The organism is Pseudomonas sp. KB_12 (genome assembly GCF_052114545.1).
GTDB lineage: Bacteria > Pseudomonadota > Gammaproteobacteria > Pseudomonadales > Pseudomonadaceae > Aquipseudomonas > Aquipseudomonas brassicacearum.
In genome coordinates this window covers 1-15,799 of sequence record NZ_JBFREY010000039.1, presented here as the reverse complement: position 1 = coordinate 15,799, position 15,799 = coordinate 1, and the positions used below count along the sequence as shown (strand labels likewise).

15 protein-coding genes are annotated in these 15,799 nt (G+C 61.1%); 13 read left to right on the top strand and 2 right to left on the bottom strand.

The genetic code is table 11. From position 1 onward, the window contains the following. Nucleotides 1-60: 60 nt before the first annotated feature. The gene (rpsT, locus tag AB4Z20_RS24260; protein ID WP_003185593.1) at nucleotides 61-339 is read right to left on the bottom strand and encodes a 30S ribosomal protein S20; all 279 of its coding nucleotides are present in this window, start codon (nucleotides 337-339) and stop codon (nucleotides 61-63) included. Between the two features lie 254 nt (nucleotides 340-593). Between rpsT and murJ the strand changes: the two genes are divergently transcribed. From murJ to ispH, 6 genes are all read left to right on the top strand, one after another. Then, nucleotides 594-2,132 carry a murein biosynthesis integral membrane protein MurJ gene (gene murJ / locus AB4Z20_RS24255; protein WP_214512587.1) on the top strand — a complete coding sequence of 513 codons (1,539 nt, stop codon included), beginning with the start codon at nucleotides 594-596 and terminating at the stop codon, nucleotides 2,130-2,132. 129 nt (nucleotides 2,133-2,261) lie between these two features. Further along, complete coding sequence (ribF, locus tag AB4Z20_RS24250; protein WP_214512588.1) at nucleotides 2,262-3,200, top strand: bifunctional riboflavin kinase/FAD synthetase; 939 nt, start codon at nucleotides 2,262-2,264, stop codon at nucleotides 3,198-3,200. A 13-nt stretch (nucleotides 3,201-3,213) separates the two neighbouring features. Next, nucleotides 3,214-6,045 carry an isoleucine--tRNA ligase gene (gene ileS / locus AB4Z20_RS24245; protein ID WP_442090711.1) on the top strand — a complete coding sequence of 944 codons (2,832 nt, stop codon included), beginning with the start codon at nucleotides 3,214-3,216 and terminating at the stop codon, nucleotides 6,043-6,045. Further along, complete coding sequence (lspA, locus tag AB4Z20_RS24240) at nucleotides 6,038-6,550, top strand: signal peptidase II (protein ID WP_003205724.1); 513 nt, start codon at nucleotides 6,038-6,040, stop codon at nucleotides 6,548-6,550. Before ileS ends, lspA begins: the two co-directional genes overlap by 8 nt. After that, nucleotides 6,543-6,980 (top strand): FKBP-type peptidyl-prolyl cis-trans isomerase, encoded by a 438-nt coding sequence (gene fkpB / locus AB4Z20_RS24235; protein WP_063324306.1) that lies wholly within the window; start codon nucleotides 6,543-6,545, stop codon nucleotides 6,978-6,980. The genes lspA and fkpB overlap by 8 nt, the downstream gene beginning before the upstream one ends. A 134-nt stretch (nucleotides 6,981-7,114) precedes the next feature. Beyond that, entirely contained in the window at nucleotides 7,115-8,062 is a 948-nt protein-coding gene (gene ispH, locus AB4Z20_RS24230) for a 4-hydroxy-3-methylbut-2-enyl diphosphate reductase (protein ID WP_253469507.1), read from the top strand. Here the strand turns inward: ispH and AB4Z20_RS24225 are convergent. Next, nucleotides 8,016-8,555 (bottom strand): GspH/FimT family pseudopilin, encoded by a 540-nt coding sequence (locus tag AB4Z20_RS24225; protein ID WP_253469504.1) that lies wholly within the window; start codon nucleotides 8,553-8,555, stop codon nucleotides 8,016-8,018. The two genes, ispH and AB4Z20_RS24225, sit on opposite strands and share 47 nt — an antisense overlap. Nucleotides 8,556-8,675: 120 nt before the next feature. Between AB4Z20_RS24225 and AB4Z20_RS24220 the strand changes: the two genes are divergently transcribed. The 7 genes from AB4Z20_RS24220 to thiO are packed head-to-tail and all read left to right on the top strand — an operon-like array spanning nucleotide 8,676 to nucleotide 15,467. Continuing rightward, on the top strand, nucleotides 8,676-9,149 hold the full coding sequence (locus AB4Z20_RS24220; RefSeq protein WP_253469501.1) for a GspH/FimT family pseudopilin: 474 nt from the start codon (nucleotides 8,676-8,678) through the stop codon (nucleotides 9,147-9,149). Beyond that, nucleotides 9,146-9,607, top strand: coding sequence for a type IV pilus modification protein PilV (gene pilV, locus AB4Z20_RS24215; protein ID WP_214512592.1), 462 nt, complete (start codon nucleotides 9,146-9,148; stop codon nucleotides 9,605-9,607). Before AB4Z20_RS24220 ends, pilV begins: the two co-directional genes overlap by 4 nt. Beyond that, nucleotides 9,604-10,320, top strand: coding sequence for a PilW family protein (locus AB4Z20_RS24210; RefSeq protein ID WP_253469499.1), 717 nt, complete (start codon nucleotides 9,604-9,606; stop codon nucleotides 10,318-10,320). The genes pilV and AB4Z20_RS24210 overlap by 4 nt, the downstream gene beginning before the upstream one ends. Before the next feature lie 20 nt (nucleotides 10,321-10,340). Further along, nucleotides 10,341-10,811, top strand: a complete 471-nt coding sequence (locus AB4Z20_RS24205) for a pilus assembly PilX family protein (RefSeq protein ID WP_258691273.1) — start codon at nucleotides 10,341-10,343, stop codon at nucleotides 10,809-10,811. Continuing rightward, nucleotides 10,798-13,896, top strand: coding sequence for a pilus assembly protein (locus AB4Z20_RS24200; protein ID WP_442090710.1), 3,099 nt, complete (start codon nucleotides 10,798-10,800; stop codon nucleotides 13,894-13,896). The genes AB4Z20_RS24205 and AB4Z20_RS24200 overlap by 14 nt, the downstream gene beginning before the upstream one ends. Before the next feature lie 12 nt (nucleotides 13,897-13,908). Beyond that, nucleotides 13,909-14,310 carry a type IV pilin protein gene (locus tag AB4Z20_RS24195; RefSeq protein ID WP_214512595.1) on the top strand — a complete coding sequence of 134 codons (402 nt, stop codon included), beginning with the start codon at nucleotides 13,909-13,911 and terminating at the stop codon, nucleotides 14,308-14,310. A 56-nt stretch (nucleotides 14,311-14,366) separates the two neighbouring features. Beyond that, nucleotides 14,367-15,467 (top strand): glycine oxidase ThiO, encoded by a 1,101-nt coding sequence (thiO, locus tag AB4Z20_RS24190; RefSeq protein WP_258689405.1) that lies wholly within the window; start codon nucleotides 14,367-14,369, stop codon nucleotides 15,465-15,467. The last annotated feature ends 332 nt before the right edge of the window (nucleotides 15,468-15,799 follow it).

Below are 15,799 nucleotides of genomic sequence, written 5' to 3'. Positions count from 1 at the left end.
TGTTAAATCGCAGGCAATAAAAAACCGACCCTGAGGTCGGTTTTTTAACGAGCGCGTCGCTTAGGCAGCAGCGGCAACGTTCAGGGCCTTTACGTGGCCATTCAAACGGCTCTTATGGCGAGCAGCCTTGTTCTTGTGGATGATGCCTTTATCGGCCATGCGGTCGATAACTGGCACAGCCAGAACGTAAGCAGCTTGAGCTTTTTCAGCGTCTTTTGCGTCGATGGCCTTAACTACGTTCTTGATGTAGGTACGGACCATGGAACGCAGGCTGGCGTTGTGGCTGCGACGCTTCTCAGCCTGTTTTGCACGTTTTTTGGCGGAAGGTGTGTTGGCCACCGTCGAGCTCCTCGAAAGACTTTTTGGGAAATAGCAAACAAAATAGGCCGCGAATCATGCCGATGAGTTGAAGTCTTGTCAAGGGCGGGTGACGCGTTCCGCTGAATGGCAGGTGCTGCGCACCGAAGGATTTCTTTCCGGCGTGCGACCTGTAAACTCGCGGACTTTGGCTCTGCACTGTTTAGCGGCGCGGAGTATCGCACAAGTGGGCGCGTTGTTCGCCTGCTGTTTATCGACAGGCAAAAACTCTTTTCATGAATCTGCTCAAATCGTTGGCCGCCGTCAGCTCTATCACGATGCTTTCCCGCGTCCTGGGGTTCGTTCGCGATACGTTGATCGCACGGATATTCGGCGCCGGGATGGCCACCGACGCCTTCTTCATCGCCTTCAAGTTGCCCAACCTGCTGCGGCGGATCTTCGCCGAAGGGGCGTTCTCCCAGGCCTTCGTGCCGATCCTGGCGGAATATAAAAGCCAGAAGGGCGACGAAGCGACCCGCACGTTCATTGCCTACGTCACCGGCCTGCTGACGTTGGTGCTGGCGCTGGTCACGGCGGCGGGCATGCTCGCCGCGCCCTGGGTAATCTGGGCCACGGCCCCGGGTTTCACCGATACGCCAGAAAAATTCCAGCTCACCTCGGACCTGCTGCGGGTGACCTTTCCTTATATATTGCTGATTTCCCTGTCGTCCCTGGCCGGGGCGATCCTCAATACCTGGAACCGCTTTTCCGTACCGGCCTTTGTGCCGACCCTGCTCAACGTCAGCATGATCGTGTTCGCGGTATTCCTGACGCCGTATTTCGATCCACCGGTGATGGCCCTCGGCTGGGCAGTGCTGGTGGGTGGCCTGGCGCAATTACTTTATCAACTGCCGCACCTGAAAAAGATCGGCATGTTGGTCCTGCCACGGCTGAACCTGCGCGACAGCGGCGTGTGGCGGGTGATGAAGCAGATGTTGCCGGCGATCCTCGGGGTGTCGGTAAGCCAGATTTCCCTGATCATCAACACCATCTTTGCCTCGTTCCTGGTGGCCGGCTCGGTGTCGTGGATGTATTACGCCGACCGCTTGATGGAGCTGCCGTCCGGCGTGCTGGGCGTGGCCCTGGGGACGATCCTGCTGCCCACCCTGGCCAAGACCTACGCCAGTCAGGACCGCCAGGAGTACTCGCGCATCCTCGACTGGGGCCTGCGCCTGTGTTTCGTGCTGGTCTTGCCCTGTTCCCTGGCACTGGGAATCCTGGCTGAGCCGCTGACGGTTTCGCTGTTCCAATACGGTCAATTCAACGCCTTCGACGCCTTGATGACCCAGCGTGCGCTGATTGCCTACTCGGTGGGCCTGCTCGGGATCATCGTGATCAAGGTGCTGGCGCCGGGATTCTATGCCCAGCAGAACATTCGCACGCCAGTGAAAATCGCCATTTTCACCCTGGTGATGACCCAATTGTTCAACCTGATGCTCATCGGCCCGTTGGCCCACGCCGGCCTGGCCCTGGCGATCAGCGCTGGCGCGTGCCTCAATGCCGGGCTGCTGTTTTACCAGTTGCGCAAGCAGAAGATGTATCAGCCGCAGCCGGGCTGGGGCAAATTCGGCCTCAAGCTGGTGGTGGCCGTGGCGGTGATGTCGGCGGTTTTGCTGGGGGCGATGCATTTCATGCCGGCCTGGGGCGAAGGGCAGATGCTCGAGCGGTTCCTGCGCTTGGGTGTGCTGGTGGTTGCCGGCGTGGTGGCGTATTTCGGCATGTTGCTGCTGATGGGGTTCCGTCTGCGTGACTTCAATCGCAAGGCCTTGAGCTGAGGGCAAGCACCCGATAATCCCGGGCCGGGCAGTGGTTTTGTCGGTTCGATCACTTTGGGGTGCGGTGTTGCCTGTCGTCGGCCGCCGGGTGTGGTTATAATCGGCCACTTTATGAGCAAGAAGCGCGTTATGCAGCTGGTCCGAGGCCTCCACAACCTGCGCCCCCAGCATCGGGGCTGTGTCGCCACTATTGGCAACTTTGACGGTGTTCACCGTGGCCACCAGGCTATCCTGGCGCGACTGCGCGAGCGTGCGCTGGAGTTGGGCGTGCCCAGCTGCGTGGTGATTTTCGAGCCGCAGCCGCGGGAGTTTTTCGCCCCGGATACCGCCCCGGCCCGTCTGGCCCGGTTGCGCGACAAACTGCAATTGCTGGCCGCCGAAGGCGTCGACCGGGTCCTGTGCCTGGCCTTCAACCAAGGCCTGAGCAAGCTCAGCGCTGCTGAGTTCGTCAAGACCATCCTGGTGGACGGCCTGGATGTGAAGCATCTGGAAGTCGGCGATGATTTCCGTTTCGGCTGCGACCGCTCCGGGGATTTCGACTACCTGCAACAAGCCGGTATCGCCCATGGGTTTACCGTCGAAGCGGCGCAGACTGTCGAGATGGACGGCTTGCGCGTCAGCAGCACCCAGGTCCGCAATGCCCTGGCGGCTGCCGACTTTGAATTGGCCGAGCGCTTGCTTGGCCGGCCGTACCGGATTGCCGGGCGGATCCTGCACGGGCAGAAACTGGCGCGCCAATTGGGCACGCCAACGGCCAACGTGCAACTCAAGCGTCGTCGTGTGCCGCTGACCGGGGTGTTCCTGGTGAGTGTCGAGATCGACGGCAAGACCTGGCCCGGTGTCGCCAATATCGGCGTACGACCTACGGTCCAAGGGGATGGCAAGGCCCACCTCGAAGTACATGTTCTGGATTTTGCCGGCGATCTGTATGACCGGCGTTTGACGGTGGTTTTCCACCATAAGCTGCGTGAAGAGCAGCGTTTTGCCTCTCTGGAGGCGCTCAAGACGGCGATCCATGCAGATATCGCCGCCGCCCGTGCCCTTGTCGCAACCAGCGCCAATCGCTAATGAAGAGCCTTAAATGACCGACTATAAAGCCACGCTAAACCTTCCGGACACCGCCTTCCCAATGAAGGCCGGCCTGCCTCAGCGCGAACCACAGATTCTGCAGCGTTGGGACAGCATTGGCCTGTACGGAAAGTTGCGCGAAATTGGCAAGGATCGTCCGAAGTTCGTCCTGCACGACGGCCCTCCGTACGCCAACGGCACTATCCACATCGGTCACGCGCTGAACAAGATTCTCAAGGACATGATCATCCGCTCCAAGACCCTGTCGGGTTTTGATGCGCCGTACGTCCCGGGCTGGGACTGCCATGGCCTGCCGATCGAACACAAGGTCGAAGTGACCCACGGCAAGAACCTGGGCGCGGACAAGACCCGCGAACTGTGCCGTGCCTACGCCACCGAGCAGATCGAAGGGCAGAAGTCCGAATTCATCCGCCTCGGCGTGCTGGGCGACTTCGCCAACCCGTACAAGACCATGGACTTCAAGAACGAAGCCGGCGAAATCCGTGCCCTGGCGAAAATCGTCGAGGGCGGCTTCGTGTTCAAGGGCCTCAAGCCGGTGAACTGGTGCTTCGATTGCGGTTCGGCCCTGGCCGAGGCGGAGGTCGAGTACGAGAACAAGAAGTCCTCGACCATCGACGTCGCGTTCCCGATCGCCGATGAAGACAAGCTCGCCGCGGCTTTCGGCCTGAGCAAGCTGGCCAAGCCGGCCTCGATCGTGATCTGGACCACCACCCCGTGGACCATCCCGGCCAACCAGGCGCTGAACGTCCACCCGGAATTCAACTACGCCCTGGTCGACGTCGGCGACAAACTGCTGGTGCTGGCCGAAGAACTGGTCGAATCCTGCCTGGCCCGCTACAACCTCGAAGGTTCGGTGGTCGCCACCGCGCCAGGTTCGGCGCTGGAGCTGATCAATTTCCGTCATCCGTTCTATGACCGCCTGTCGCCGGTGTACCTGGCCGACTACGTGGAACTGGGCGCAGGTACTGGCGTGGTTCACTCCGCGCCGGCCTATGGCGTCGACGACTTTGTGACCTGCAAGAAATACGGCATGGTCAACGACGACATCCTCAACCCGGTGCAGAGCAATGGCGTGTACGCGCCGTCGCTGGAGTTCTTTGGCGGCCAGTTCATCTGGAAAGCCAACCCGGCCATCGTCGACAAACTGACAGAAGTCGGCGCGCTGCTGCACACCACCGTCATCGAACACAGCTACATGCACTGCTGGCGGCACAAGACCCCGCTGATCTACCGCGCCACCGCGCAGTGGTTCATCGGCATGGACAAGCAGCCAACCAGCGGCGACACCCTGCGCCAGCGTTCGCTCAAGGCCATCGAAGAGACCCAGTTCGTGCCGGCCTGGGGCCAGGCGCGCCTGCACTCGATGATCGCCAACCGTCCGGACTGGTGCATCTCCCGCCAGCGCAACTGGGGCGTGCCGATCCCGTTCTTCCTGAACAAGGAAAGCGGCGAGTTGCACCCGCGCACCGTCGAACTGATGGAAATCGTGGCCAAGCGCGTCGAGTCCGAAGGCATCGAAGCCTGGTTCAAGATGGATGCCGCCGAGCTGCTGGGTGACGAAGCGCCGCTGTACGACAAGATCAGCGACACCCTGGACGTCTGGTTCGACTCCGGCACCACCCATTGGCACGTGCTGCGCGGTTCGCACCCGATGGGCCACGAGACCGGCCCGCGTGCCGACCTGTACCTGGAAGGCTCGGACCAGCACCGCGGCTGGTTCCACTCGTCGCTGCTGACTGGTTGCGCCATCGACAACCACGCGCCGTATCGCGAGTTGCTGACCCACGGCTTCACGGTCGACGAGTCCGGTCGCAAGATGTCCAAGTCCCTGGGCAACGTGATCGCGCCGCAGAAGGTCAACGACACCTTGGGCGCCGACATCATGCGCCTGTGGGTTGCGTCCACCGACTATTCCGGCGAGATGGCCGTTTCCGAGCAGATCCTGCAGCGCAGCGCGGACGCCTACCGGCGGATCCGTAACACCGCGCGCTTCCTGCTTTCCAACCTGACCGGTTTCAACCCGGCCACCGACCTGCTGCCGGCCGAAGAAATGCTCGCGCTGGACCGTTGGGCCGTGGACCGTACCCTGCTGCTGCAACGCGAATTGCAGGAGCACTACGGCGAATACCGCTTCTGGAACGTCTACTCCAAGATCCACAACTTCTGCGTGCAGGAGCTCGGTGGTTTCTACCTCGACATCATCAAGGACCGCCAGTACACCACTGGCGCCAACAGCAAGGCCCGTCGTTCGTGCCAGACCGCGCTGTTCCACATCAGCGAGGCCCTGGTGCGCTGGATCGCACCGATCCTGGCGTTCACCGCCGACGAGCTGTGGCAGTACCTGCCGGGCGAGCGTAACGAATCGGTGATGCTCAACACCTGGTACGAAGGCCTGACCGAACTGCCGCAAGGCTTCGAGCTGGATCGTGCGTATTGGGATCGCGTGATGGCGGTCAAGGCGGCGGTCAACAAGGAAATGGAGATCCAGCGTGCGGCCAAGGCCGTCGGTGGCAACCTGCAGGCCGAAGTGACCCTCTATGCCGAAGATGACCTGAGTGCCGATCTGGCCAGGCTGAGCAACGAGCTGCGCTTCGTGCTGATCACCTCCACCGCCAGCGTTGCACCTTTCGTGCAGGCGCCGGCCGATGCGGTGATCACTGAAGTCAGCGGCCTGAAGCTGAAGATCGTCAAGTCGAACCACACCAAGTGCGCCCGTTGCTGGCACTGCCGTGAAGACGTCGGCGTGAACCCGGAGCATCCGGAAATCTGCGGTCGTTGCGTCGACAACATCAGCGGCACCGGTGAGGTTCGTCATTATGCCTAACGCGGCGGGCCGCTTCGGGCGGCTGGGCTGGCTCTGGTTGAGTGTGCTGGTACTGGTCATCGACCAGGCCAGCAAGTACTACTTCGAGAACTCGCTGACCATGTACCAGCAGATCGTGATCATTCCCGACTACTTCAGCTGGACCTTGGCCTACAACACTGGTGCGGCATTCAGCTTCCTGGCCGACAGTTCGGGCTGGCAGCGCTGGCTGTTCGCCCTGATCGCCGTCGTAGTCAGCGCCGTGCTGGTGGTCTGGCTCAAGCGCCTGGGGCGCAATGAGACCTGGCTGGCCGTGGCGCTGGCCTTGGTGCTCGGTGGTGCCTTGGGCAACCTCTATGACCGCATCGCCCTGGGCCATGTCATCGATTTCATCCTGGTGCATTGGCAGAACCGCTGGTATTTCCCGGCGTTCAACTTTGCCGACAGCGCCATCAGCGTGGGCGCCGTGATGCTCGCCCTGGATATGTTCAAGAGCAAGAAAACCGGAGAAGCCGTCCATGACTGAGCAGCGTATCGCTCAAAACACTGAAGTGAAGCTTCACTTCGCCCTGTACCTGGAAAACGGTGACACCGTCGACAGCACCTTCGACAAGGCTCCGGCGGTGTTCAAGGTCGGTGATGGCAACCTGCTACCAGGCTTCGAAGCGGCGATCTTCGGCTTCAAGGCCGGCGACAAGCGCACCGTGGTCGTACCGCCAGAAAACGCCTTTGGTCAGCCCAACCCGCAAAACGTGCAGACCATGCCACGCTCCCAGTTCCAGGACATGGAACTGTCCCAGGGCTTGCTGGTGATCTTCAACGACGCGGCCAATACCGAGTTGCCGGGTGTGGTGAAGGCTTTCGACGACGCCCAGGTGACCGTGGACTTCAACCATCCGCTGGCGGGCAAGACCTTGAACTTCGAAGTGGAAATCCTCGAAGTGAAGGCGGTTTAAGAGTTAACGGCAATTACCGCTCCCACAATACCTGTGGGAGCGAGCCTGCTCGCGAAGGCTGAGTCACACCACCGTCGAGTTGACTGACCCACCGCATCGCGAGCAGGCTCGCTCCCACAGACACGAGGCACAGCATGCAAATCAAACTCGCCAACCCCCGTGGCTTCTGCGCCGGTGTGGACCGGGCGATCGAAATCGTCAACCGCGCCCTGGAAGTCTTCGGGCCGCCGATCTACGTGCGCCACGAAGTGGTCCACAACAAATTCGTCGTCGAAGACCTGCGTAGCCGTGGGGCGATTTTCGTCGAGGAACTGGACCAGGTGCCGGACGACGTCATCGTGATCTTCAGCGCCCACGGGGTTTCCCAGGCCGTACGCACTGAAGCCGCCGGCCGTGGCCTGAAGGTCTTCGACGCGACGTGCCCATTGGTGACCAAGGTGCACATCGAAGTGGCGCGCTACAGCCGTGATGGTCGCGAATGCATCCTGATCGGCCATGAAGGCCATCCGGAAGTCGAAGGCACCATGGGTCAATACGATGCCAGCAACGGCGGTGCGATCTACCTGGTCGAAGACGAGGAAGACGTTGCAGCCCTGCAGGTTCGCAACCCTGAGAGCCTGGCTTTTGTTACCCAGACGACCCTGTCCATGGACGACACCAGCCGTGTGATCGACGCCCTGCGCTCGCGATTTCCGGCCATCGGCGGTCCGCGCAAGGATGACATCTGCTACGCCACCCAGAACCGTCAGGATGCGGTCAAGCAACTGGCCGACGAATGCGATGTGGTGCTGGTCGTCGGCAGCCCCAACAGCTCCAACTCCAACCGCTTGCGTGAGCTGGCCGAGCGCATGGCCACCCCGGCCTACCTGATCGACGGTGCCGAAGACATGCAACGCAGCTGGTTCGATGGGGTCGAGCGCATCGGCATCACTGCCGGTGCCTCCGCGCCGGAAGTGCTGGTGCGCGGTGTGATCCAGCAATTGCAGGCCTGGGGCGCAACGGGTGCCGATGAACTGGCCGGTCGCGAGGAGAACGTCACGTTCTCGATGCCGAAAGAGTTGCGCGTGCGCTCCTTGCTTTAAGTCCTTTCTCGCACAGCGCCTGTTCGGCCTCGACGCTTTCCAGGCGGACGCGGCCGGAAGGCGCCAGTATCACTTGATGATGGCTGACCGGCCCGCGTTTGGCGCAGACGTGCAGCCTGCCGGCCTGGAAGGCGCCGCTGGGGTACAGTGCTTCGCCCTGGCTGCCAAACCTCACCCTGCGTCTCATCGGCTGGTTGCCGACCACACGAGCGCTTGCGGTGCGTTCCATCAGCAAGGTTTTCTCCTTGTTGTCCAGCATGATCCGCCAACCCCGGCCCCAATCGTTGTCTATCCCTTGTATCAATACCCTGCGGTTACGCGTGATGGCTTCGCTGCGGGCAATGCGCAATCCGCTGATCAGCAACTGCGCGGTGTCCTCGCGTTCGATGGATTCGATCAGCTCTTTGTAGCTCGCGCCGGCCCACGGCAGAACAATTGCGGCGATTGCCAGTCCCATGAGCAGTTCGATCAGGCTGAAACCCTGTTGATACATGACGTCTCCTCCCTGGAGTACGAAAACGACGAGCGCCGTGAACCGAAACAACCGCACACAAGGCGGTGGTTTGTTCTAGCGTGTAGAGGCAGGTATAGCCGACGGCAACGGAGGGCATCGATGGATCTTCGTACAAAAGGTTTCACGCTGATCGAGGTGCTGGTGGCCCTTGGCGTGCTGCTGATCCTGATTACCATGGCGGTGCCGTCATTCACGGGCTCGCTGCAGAGCACCAAGGCCGATACCGAGATCGGCGACTTGCGCCGGGCGCTGAACTTTGCCCGGATGGAGGCGATCGACCGTGGTATCACCACGCGAATTCGTCCCACGACCCAAGGCGGTGCCTGGAGCGGCGAACTCACGGTGTATGACAGTACTGGCTCGTCGCCCATTATATTGCGGGTTGTTCCAGCGATGGGCAGTGGCGTGACTCTGACGCTACCCTCAGACGTGACTAGCATCGATTTCAACAACCTCGGCGGGTTATCGGCACCGGCCACGCCAGTGAGCTTCAATTACGTAAGAGGAGCGCAGAGCAGGACGCTGAATGTTTGCCTCAATGGACGAATCGTATTGGGTGGAAATTGCGGATGAAGGGTTGCAGTAAAAGGGCGCAGGCCGGCATGACGTTGATCGAGGTGCTGGTGGCGGTGCTGATTCTCGGCGTCGGCTTGCTGGGGGCGGCGATGATCCAGCTCAATGCGCTCAAGTACACCGACAGTTCGCGCATGACCAGCCAGGCCAGTTTCATTGCCTATGACCTGCTGGACCGCATTCGCGCCAACTCCGGCGCCGACTACACCATCACACCGCCCAGCTCGCCGAACCTCAACGTGGCCCGGGACCAGGATCTCTACGATTTCAAGACCAACATCATCGCCTTCGGCGGCGCCACGGCCACCGGCACCATTGCCCTGAACCAGCGGGTCTACACGATTACCATCTCCTGGGACGACGCCCGGGCCGCCAACACCACCAACGCCGCTGAGGCGCGACGCAGCTTCGTACTGACCAGCCGCGTCGCTGTCGATCCGGCGGGGACGCCGCCATGAACCGGTACAGTCGCGGTTTTGGCCTGATCGAGTTGATGATCGCGCTGGTGCTCAGCCTGATCGTCATCCTGGGTGTCGTGCAGATTTTCATTGCCGCCAAAAATACCTACGTCAGCCAGAATGCCGCCGCGGTGATTCAGGAGGACGCGCGGTTTGCCTTGAGCAAAATGGTCCAGGAAATTCGCATGGTGGGCATGTTCGGCTGCCTGGCGACCATCATCGATGCCTCGACGGATAACAGTTTCGCTGCCAGCCAGACCACTCCAATCCGTTGGGATAACGCCAACCGGAGGCTGACGCTGGTCACCGCGGACATTGGGGGTGGCGGTAGCCTGCCGACCTGGACCGTCGTCTCCGATTGCCGTACCTCGGCGACGGCCTACTCGAACGCCCGGGCGCCAGCGACGGGGCAGTTGGCGTTCCCGATCCGTCGACTGGTCTACAGCTTCAACAACAACCAATTGCTGTTGGGCAGCGGCACCGGCAATCCGCCGACGCTGTCGGTGCTGGTGGACAACGTGCGGGCATTCGATGTGACGTTCGGCATGGCCGCCAGCGCCACGGACATCGCAGCGTCGAGCTACACCGGCAACCCGGCAGACCCGGCACTGATCCGCAGCGTGCGCCTGAGCCTGACGCTCTTTGATCCAAGGAACACGGTGCGCGAGCAGACCTTCAATGTGGTTGCCGCCTTGCGCAACCGGCTTCTATGAGGGGGCGATCGATGATCTCGATGGATCTCAAGCATCGCCAGCGTGGCATGGCACTGCTGGTCAGCCTGGTTTTCCTGTTGCTGCTGACGCTGATCGGCCTGTCGTCGATGCAGAGCGCCACTCTTCAGGAAAAAATGACCAGCAGCGTCATGCAACGCAACCAGTCCTTCCAGATCGCCGAGGCTGCGTTGAGGATGGGTGAGAGTGCGGTGCAGGTCGAGACCTATTCACTGGCGGTCTGCACCACCGCGACTCAATGCGCGCCGCCGGCCGAGTCGGCGACCATCACTGCGGCGGGGCGCAATTCGTCGTCCGGGGTGCTCTGGGTTGCCGCTGCCGGCGGGTTTTATGGCGTGCAGAACATCGGCACTACACTTGCTGCGGTCAACGTGCCGGTCAATACCTCGGCGACGCTGTACCGGATCACGGCGGTGGCGGTGGTGGGCAATAACCAGCGCAGCGTGGTGGAGAGCATCTATGCGAAATACTGAGGCTCGCCGTGGCTGGATAGCGATGTTGTGGGGGGTGTTGCTCAGCCTTTACCTGATGGCCCCGGCTTATGCCTTCACGCCTTCGGATTCACCGCTGTTGAGTGCGGCTGCCGTCACGCCGAATGTCATGCTGCTGATCGATGATTCGGGGAGTATGAACAACATTATCTGGGAGGCGGGGTTTGATCCGAATGTGTCGCGTCCAGCGGTTAATAACTGTAACTCCAATACTAGTTGTTCCGGAGGAGTGCTGCTGGACCCCGACGATGGGAACGTTTTGCTGTTCAGCCTCCTCCGTGGCAATTGCACGAGCGGTTGGTATGGCTTCTACCGGGGTAACCTAGGCCGGGTCTGTCTGCGCTTGCCGGACCCGGTGGGCGGCGGCAACACCCGCTATACCACCAAATACCTGGCCTATTTGCTGACCTTGGCCAACGGCTCGAATCGCGACTTCACCACCGGCTCGATTCCCACCGACTATCGAATCAACGTGGCACGGGATGTCTCCAACGACTTGGTCGCCAATAACCGTGCCCTGCGTATTGGCCTCGCCACGTTCAATCCACCTAATTTCAGCAACTCCGGCCCCGGGGGCTACATCGCTCGCGCCATCAGCGACCTGTCACCGGTCAGCGGCAGCGTGACCCAGACCCAGGCCAACAGCAACTACAGCGCCCTGATCAACGCGATCAACACCTTGGGTGCGGTCGCCAATACACCGTTGGCCGAGAGCTATTACGAGGTCACCCGTTACTTCAGGGGCATGGCGCCGTACCACAACAGCACACCGGCCACCTACACCAGCCCGATCCAGTACCGTTGCCAGAAGAACTTCGGTGTAGTGATCACCGACGGCTTGCCCACCTTTGACCGAACGTTTCCCACCAACGACCCGCAGGGCTTGGCCCGGTTGCCGAATTGGGATGGCATCAACAACGATGGCGACGATCTCAATGGTGATGGCGAGGGCGACACGCTTTACCTGGACGACATCGCCAAGTTCGCTTTCGATATCGACATGCGCACCACCGGCACCGACGCCACCGGCAAGAGCTGGAACGCCACGGATTTTCCCCGGCAATACCTCAATACCTATACCGTGGGTTTTACCGCCGCCAACCCGATGTTGTCCGACGCTGCCCGCTACGGCACCGGGAAGTATTACCAGGCGACCGACAGCGAAGGCCTGAACTCAGCGCTGTCATCGGCCTTGAGCGACATCACTTCCAAGGCCGGCTCCGGGGGCGGCGGCACGACCAATGCCGCGACACTGTCCAGCACCTCCAGCTACTACCAGACCACCTATGATCCCAAGGATTGGCGCGGCACCATCAAGGCGTTCGGCTTCAACTCGACCGGAACGGTCAACACGGCAGCGGTGCAATGGACCACCGACACGGCCATCGTGCCCAGCGCCACGGCGCCGATCTATCAATCCTGGAACACCGCGACCAATGTGCCGGTGACCCTGGCCTATGGCAACTTTTCGCCGGCCCAGCAAACCAGCCTCAGCCAGAACCTGCCCACGGGGATCACCGGCAATGACCTGGTGGAGTGGAGTAAGGGCGTCAATAAAACCGGCTTGAAGGTACGCAGCGTGTTGCTGGGGGACATCATCAATTCGCCGCTGGTACTGGCATCGCCCAATGACCAGACCGCTGCGGATTTACTCAACGACACCAGCTACAGCACCTACCTGGCGACCAAGGCAACGAACATGAATGCCAACCTAGTGGTGAATGCCAATGACGGCTTCTTCAGCGTCATCAACAGCACCAATGGCACGCGGCGCTATGCCTATATGCCTTCGAGCGTGCTGTCCTCGTTGGAAGATATCGCCGACATCAACTACATCAATGGCGTGAGCCATCAGTTTTTGGTGGACGGGCAGGTCGGCGTGTTCGATGTGCAATCGGGCAGCGCCTGGAAGACCGTCGCCCTTGGCGGAACGGGGGCTGGCGGCAAGACGTTCTATGCGGTGCAACTGTTCGATGCGGCGGCGGGCAATGCGTTGCGGGCGTTGTGGGAAATCAGCGCTCCCACCGTTGCCAACACGGCTAACGTCTTCAATGACTTGGGCTACGCCTACGCACGCCCTGAAGTCGCGCGCCTGGCGGACGGTCGCTGGGCGGCGTTCATCGGCAATGGCTATGGCAGCAACAGTGGTGTGGCGGCGTTGTATGTGGTGGATATCCGCGACGGTTCGCTGATCAAAAAAATCGTCATTAACAGCAGCGAGACTGATAACGGCCTGTCGTCGGTCAAGCTGCGGGTCAATTCCCAGAACGTGGTGCAGTCCGCGTACGGCGGAGACCTGAAGGGACGGATGTGGAAGTTCGACCTCAGCGGCACCTCGCCCACCGCGTGGGGCCTGGCGTTCGCCGGCCAGCCGTTGTTCACCGCACCCGGGGGGGCAACCCAGCCGATCACCGTGCAGCCACTGCTGGCAGACAACCCCCAGGGTGGCACCCAGGTGTTTTTCGGCACCGGCAAGTTCAATGAAGCGGCAGACAAGCTCAACAAGGATCTACAGGCGTTCTATTCGATCTGGGACGCCACCGGCGGTGCAGGGCAAATCACCGTGTCGAGCCTGCAGGCCCAGTCGATCACGGGGGTGTTTTCAGGCAGCGCGGGGCAGTTCGTGACCACCAGCCAGACCGACGTGACGTATCCGACGAAGAAGGGTTGGTACCTGCCTTTGGTGTACAACAATGTGCTGACCGGAGAGCGGGTCATCAACCCGGCCAACCTGGTGCTTGGGCGGGTGGTCTTTACCACGGCCGCCGTGGACACCACCGACCCTTGCGTCAGCTTCGGTACCGGCAAACTGATCGAATTGGATGCATTCAACGGTAAGATGCTCAACTATGCGGTACTCGATACCAACAACGATGGTTCGCTCACCAGCCTCGACACGATTTCCGCCGGCGTGGTGTTCACGGGCGGGATCCCGACCCTGAGCGCCGTCGTCAGCGCCAACGGCGCCACTAATATGATCGTGAACGACTCCAGTGGCGGTATCACCGATCTGGTGGGCAAATCCGTCGGCGGCAGCCGCCGCATCATGTGGCGGCAAATACAATAGAAGAGGCAAGGCATGCGCAGATCCAACCGGGGTTTCACCTTGATCGAAATCATGATCGTGATTGCGATCATCGGTATCGTGATCACCATCGGCTATCCGAGCCTGACCGAATACATGAAGAAGGGCCGACGCACTGAAATTGCCGGGCTGTTATCGGAGCAGGCGCAGATTCTCGAGCGCTACTACTCGAAGAATAACGTCTACACCAATGCGACCGGCCTGAGCGGCGGTAACGATTTCTACACCATTACCCCGACGCTGGCGGACCAGAGCTTCACCCTGATCGCCGTGCGCAAGAGCGGTTCGTCCATGGCGACGGACAAGTGCGGTGATTTCAGGATCAACAACACGGGCACGCGAGACGTGGTCAACCAGGCCACCGGGCTGACCGCCAAGGATTGCTGGGGCCGCTGAGTTTCTTTTATTCGGGCGCGGTCTTGCGCCCTCTGTCTTATGAGTCGAATCAAAACATGACCAGGCAACAGCAAGTGGTGATTGTCGGTGGCGGAGTCATCGGCCTGCTGACGGCGTTCAATCTGGCGTCCGAAGGGCAACGTGTGGTGCTGCTGGACCGTTCCAGTGTCGGCCAGGAATCGTCCTGGGCTGGCGGCGGTATCGTGTCGCCGTTGTACCCCTGGCGCTACAGCCCGGCGGTCACGGCGCTGGCCCATTGGTCGCAGGATTTTTATCCACAGCTGGGCGAGCGCTTGTTCGCCACTACCGGGATCGATCCGCAAGTGCATGTCACCGGTCTGTATTGGTTGGACCTGGACGATCAGGACGAAGCGCTGGCCTGGGCCGAACGGGAAGGCCGCCCGATGCGGGCTGTGGATATCTCGGCTGTCCACGATGCCGTGCCGGTGCTGGGCGCGGGTTTTTCCCGAGCGATCTACATGGCCGACGTGGCCAACGTGCGCAATCCGCGGTTGGTGAAGTCCCTCAAGGCTGCGTTGCTGGCGATGCCGAACGTCACGCTTCATGAGCATTGCGAAGTCAGCGGGTTCATTCGTGACGGCGGGCGCGTGGTAGGTGTGCACAGTTCTGCCGGTGAAATTCGTGGCGATGAGGTGGTGCTGGCTGCCGGTGCCTGGAGTGGCGAGTTGCTCAAGACCTTGGGCTTGAAGTTGCCGGTCGAGCCGGTCAAGGGCCAGATGATTCTGTACAAGTGCGCGTCGGATTTTCTGTCGAGCATGGTCCTGGCCAAGGGGCGTTATGCGATTCCGCGTCGTGATGGGCATATTCTGGTTGGCAGTACGCTGGAGCGCGAAGGCTTCGACAAGACCCCGACCGATACTGCGCTGGAGAGCCTGAAGGCTTCGGCACAGCAGTTGATTCCAGCGTTGGGCGGTGCTGAGGTGGTTGGGCATTGGGCTGGGTTGCGGCCAGGCTCGCCTGAGGGCATTCCCTATATCGGCGAGGTGCCGGGGGTTGCGGGGCTGTGGTTGAACTGTGGGCATTATCGCAATGGGTTGGTGTTGGCGCCGGCGTCGTGTCAGTTGTTTACGGATTTGATGTTAGGGCGTGAGCCGGTGATTGATCCTGCGCCGTATGCGCCGGCGGGGCGGTTGTAAGGTCCGGCTTTGATACTGTTCCTATACTCAGATCCAATTGTGGGAGCGAGCTTGCTCGCGATGGCGGCCTTACAGTTGGCCTTGTTGATCGAGTACATATCCATTGCTGCGGTAACGGCGGCTTAGGGTTCCGCCCTGACGGCGGCTCACTTTTGAAAAGCGCAAAAGTAAGCAAAACGCTCTTGCCCCACCACTCGGTGCCTCGCCTAGGCTCGGCATGCCCTCACTCCGGCATTGCTCCGTGGGCCGCCGCGAAGGGCCATCCATGGCCCAGCGCGGCTACCTCGGCATCCATGCCGAGGTGCCCACTGCGCAATGCCTGCGTTCGGCCA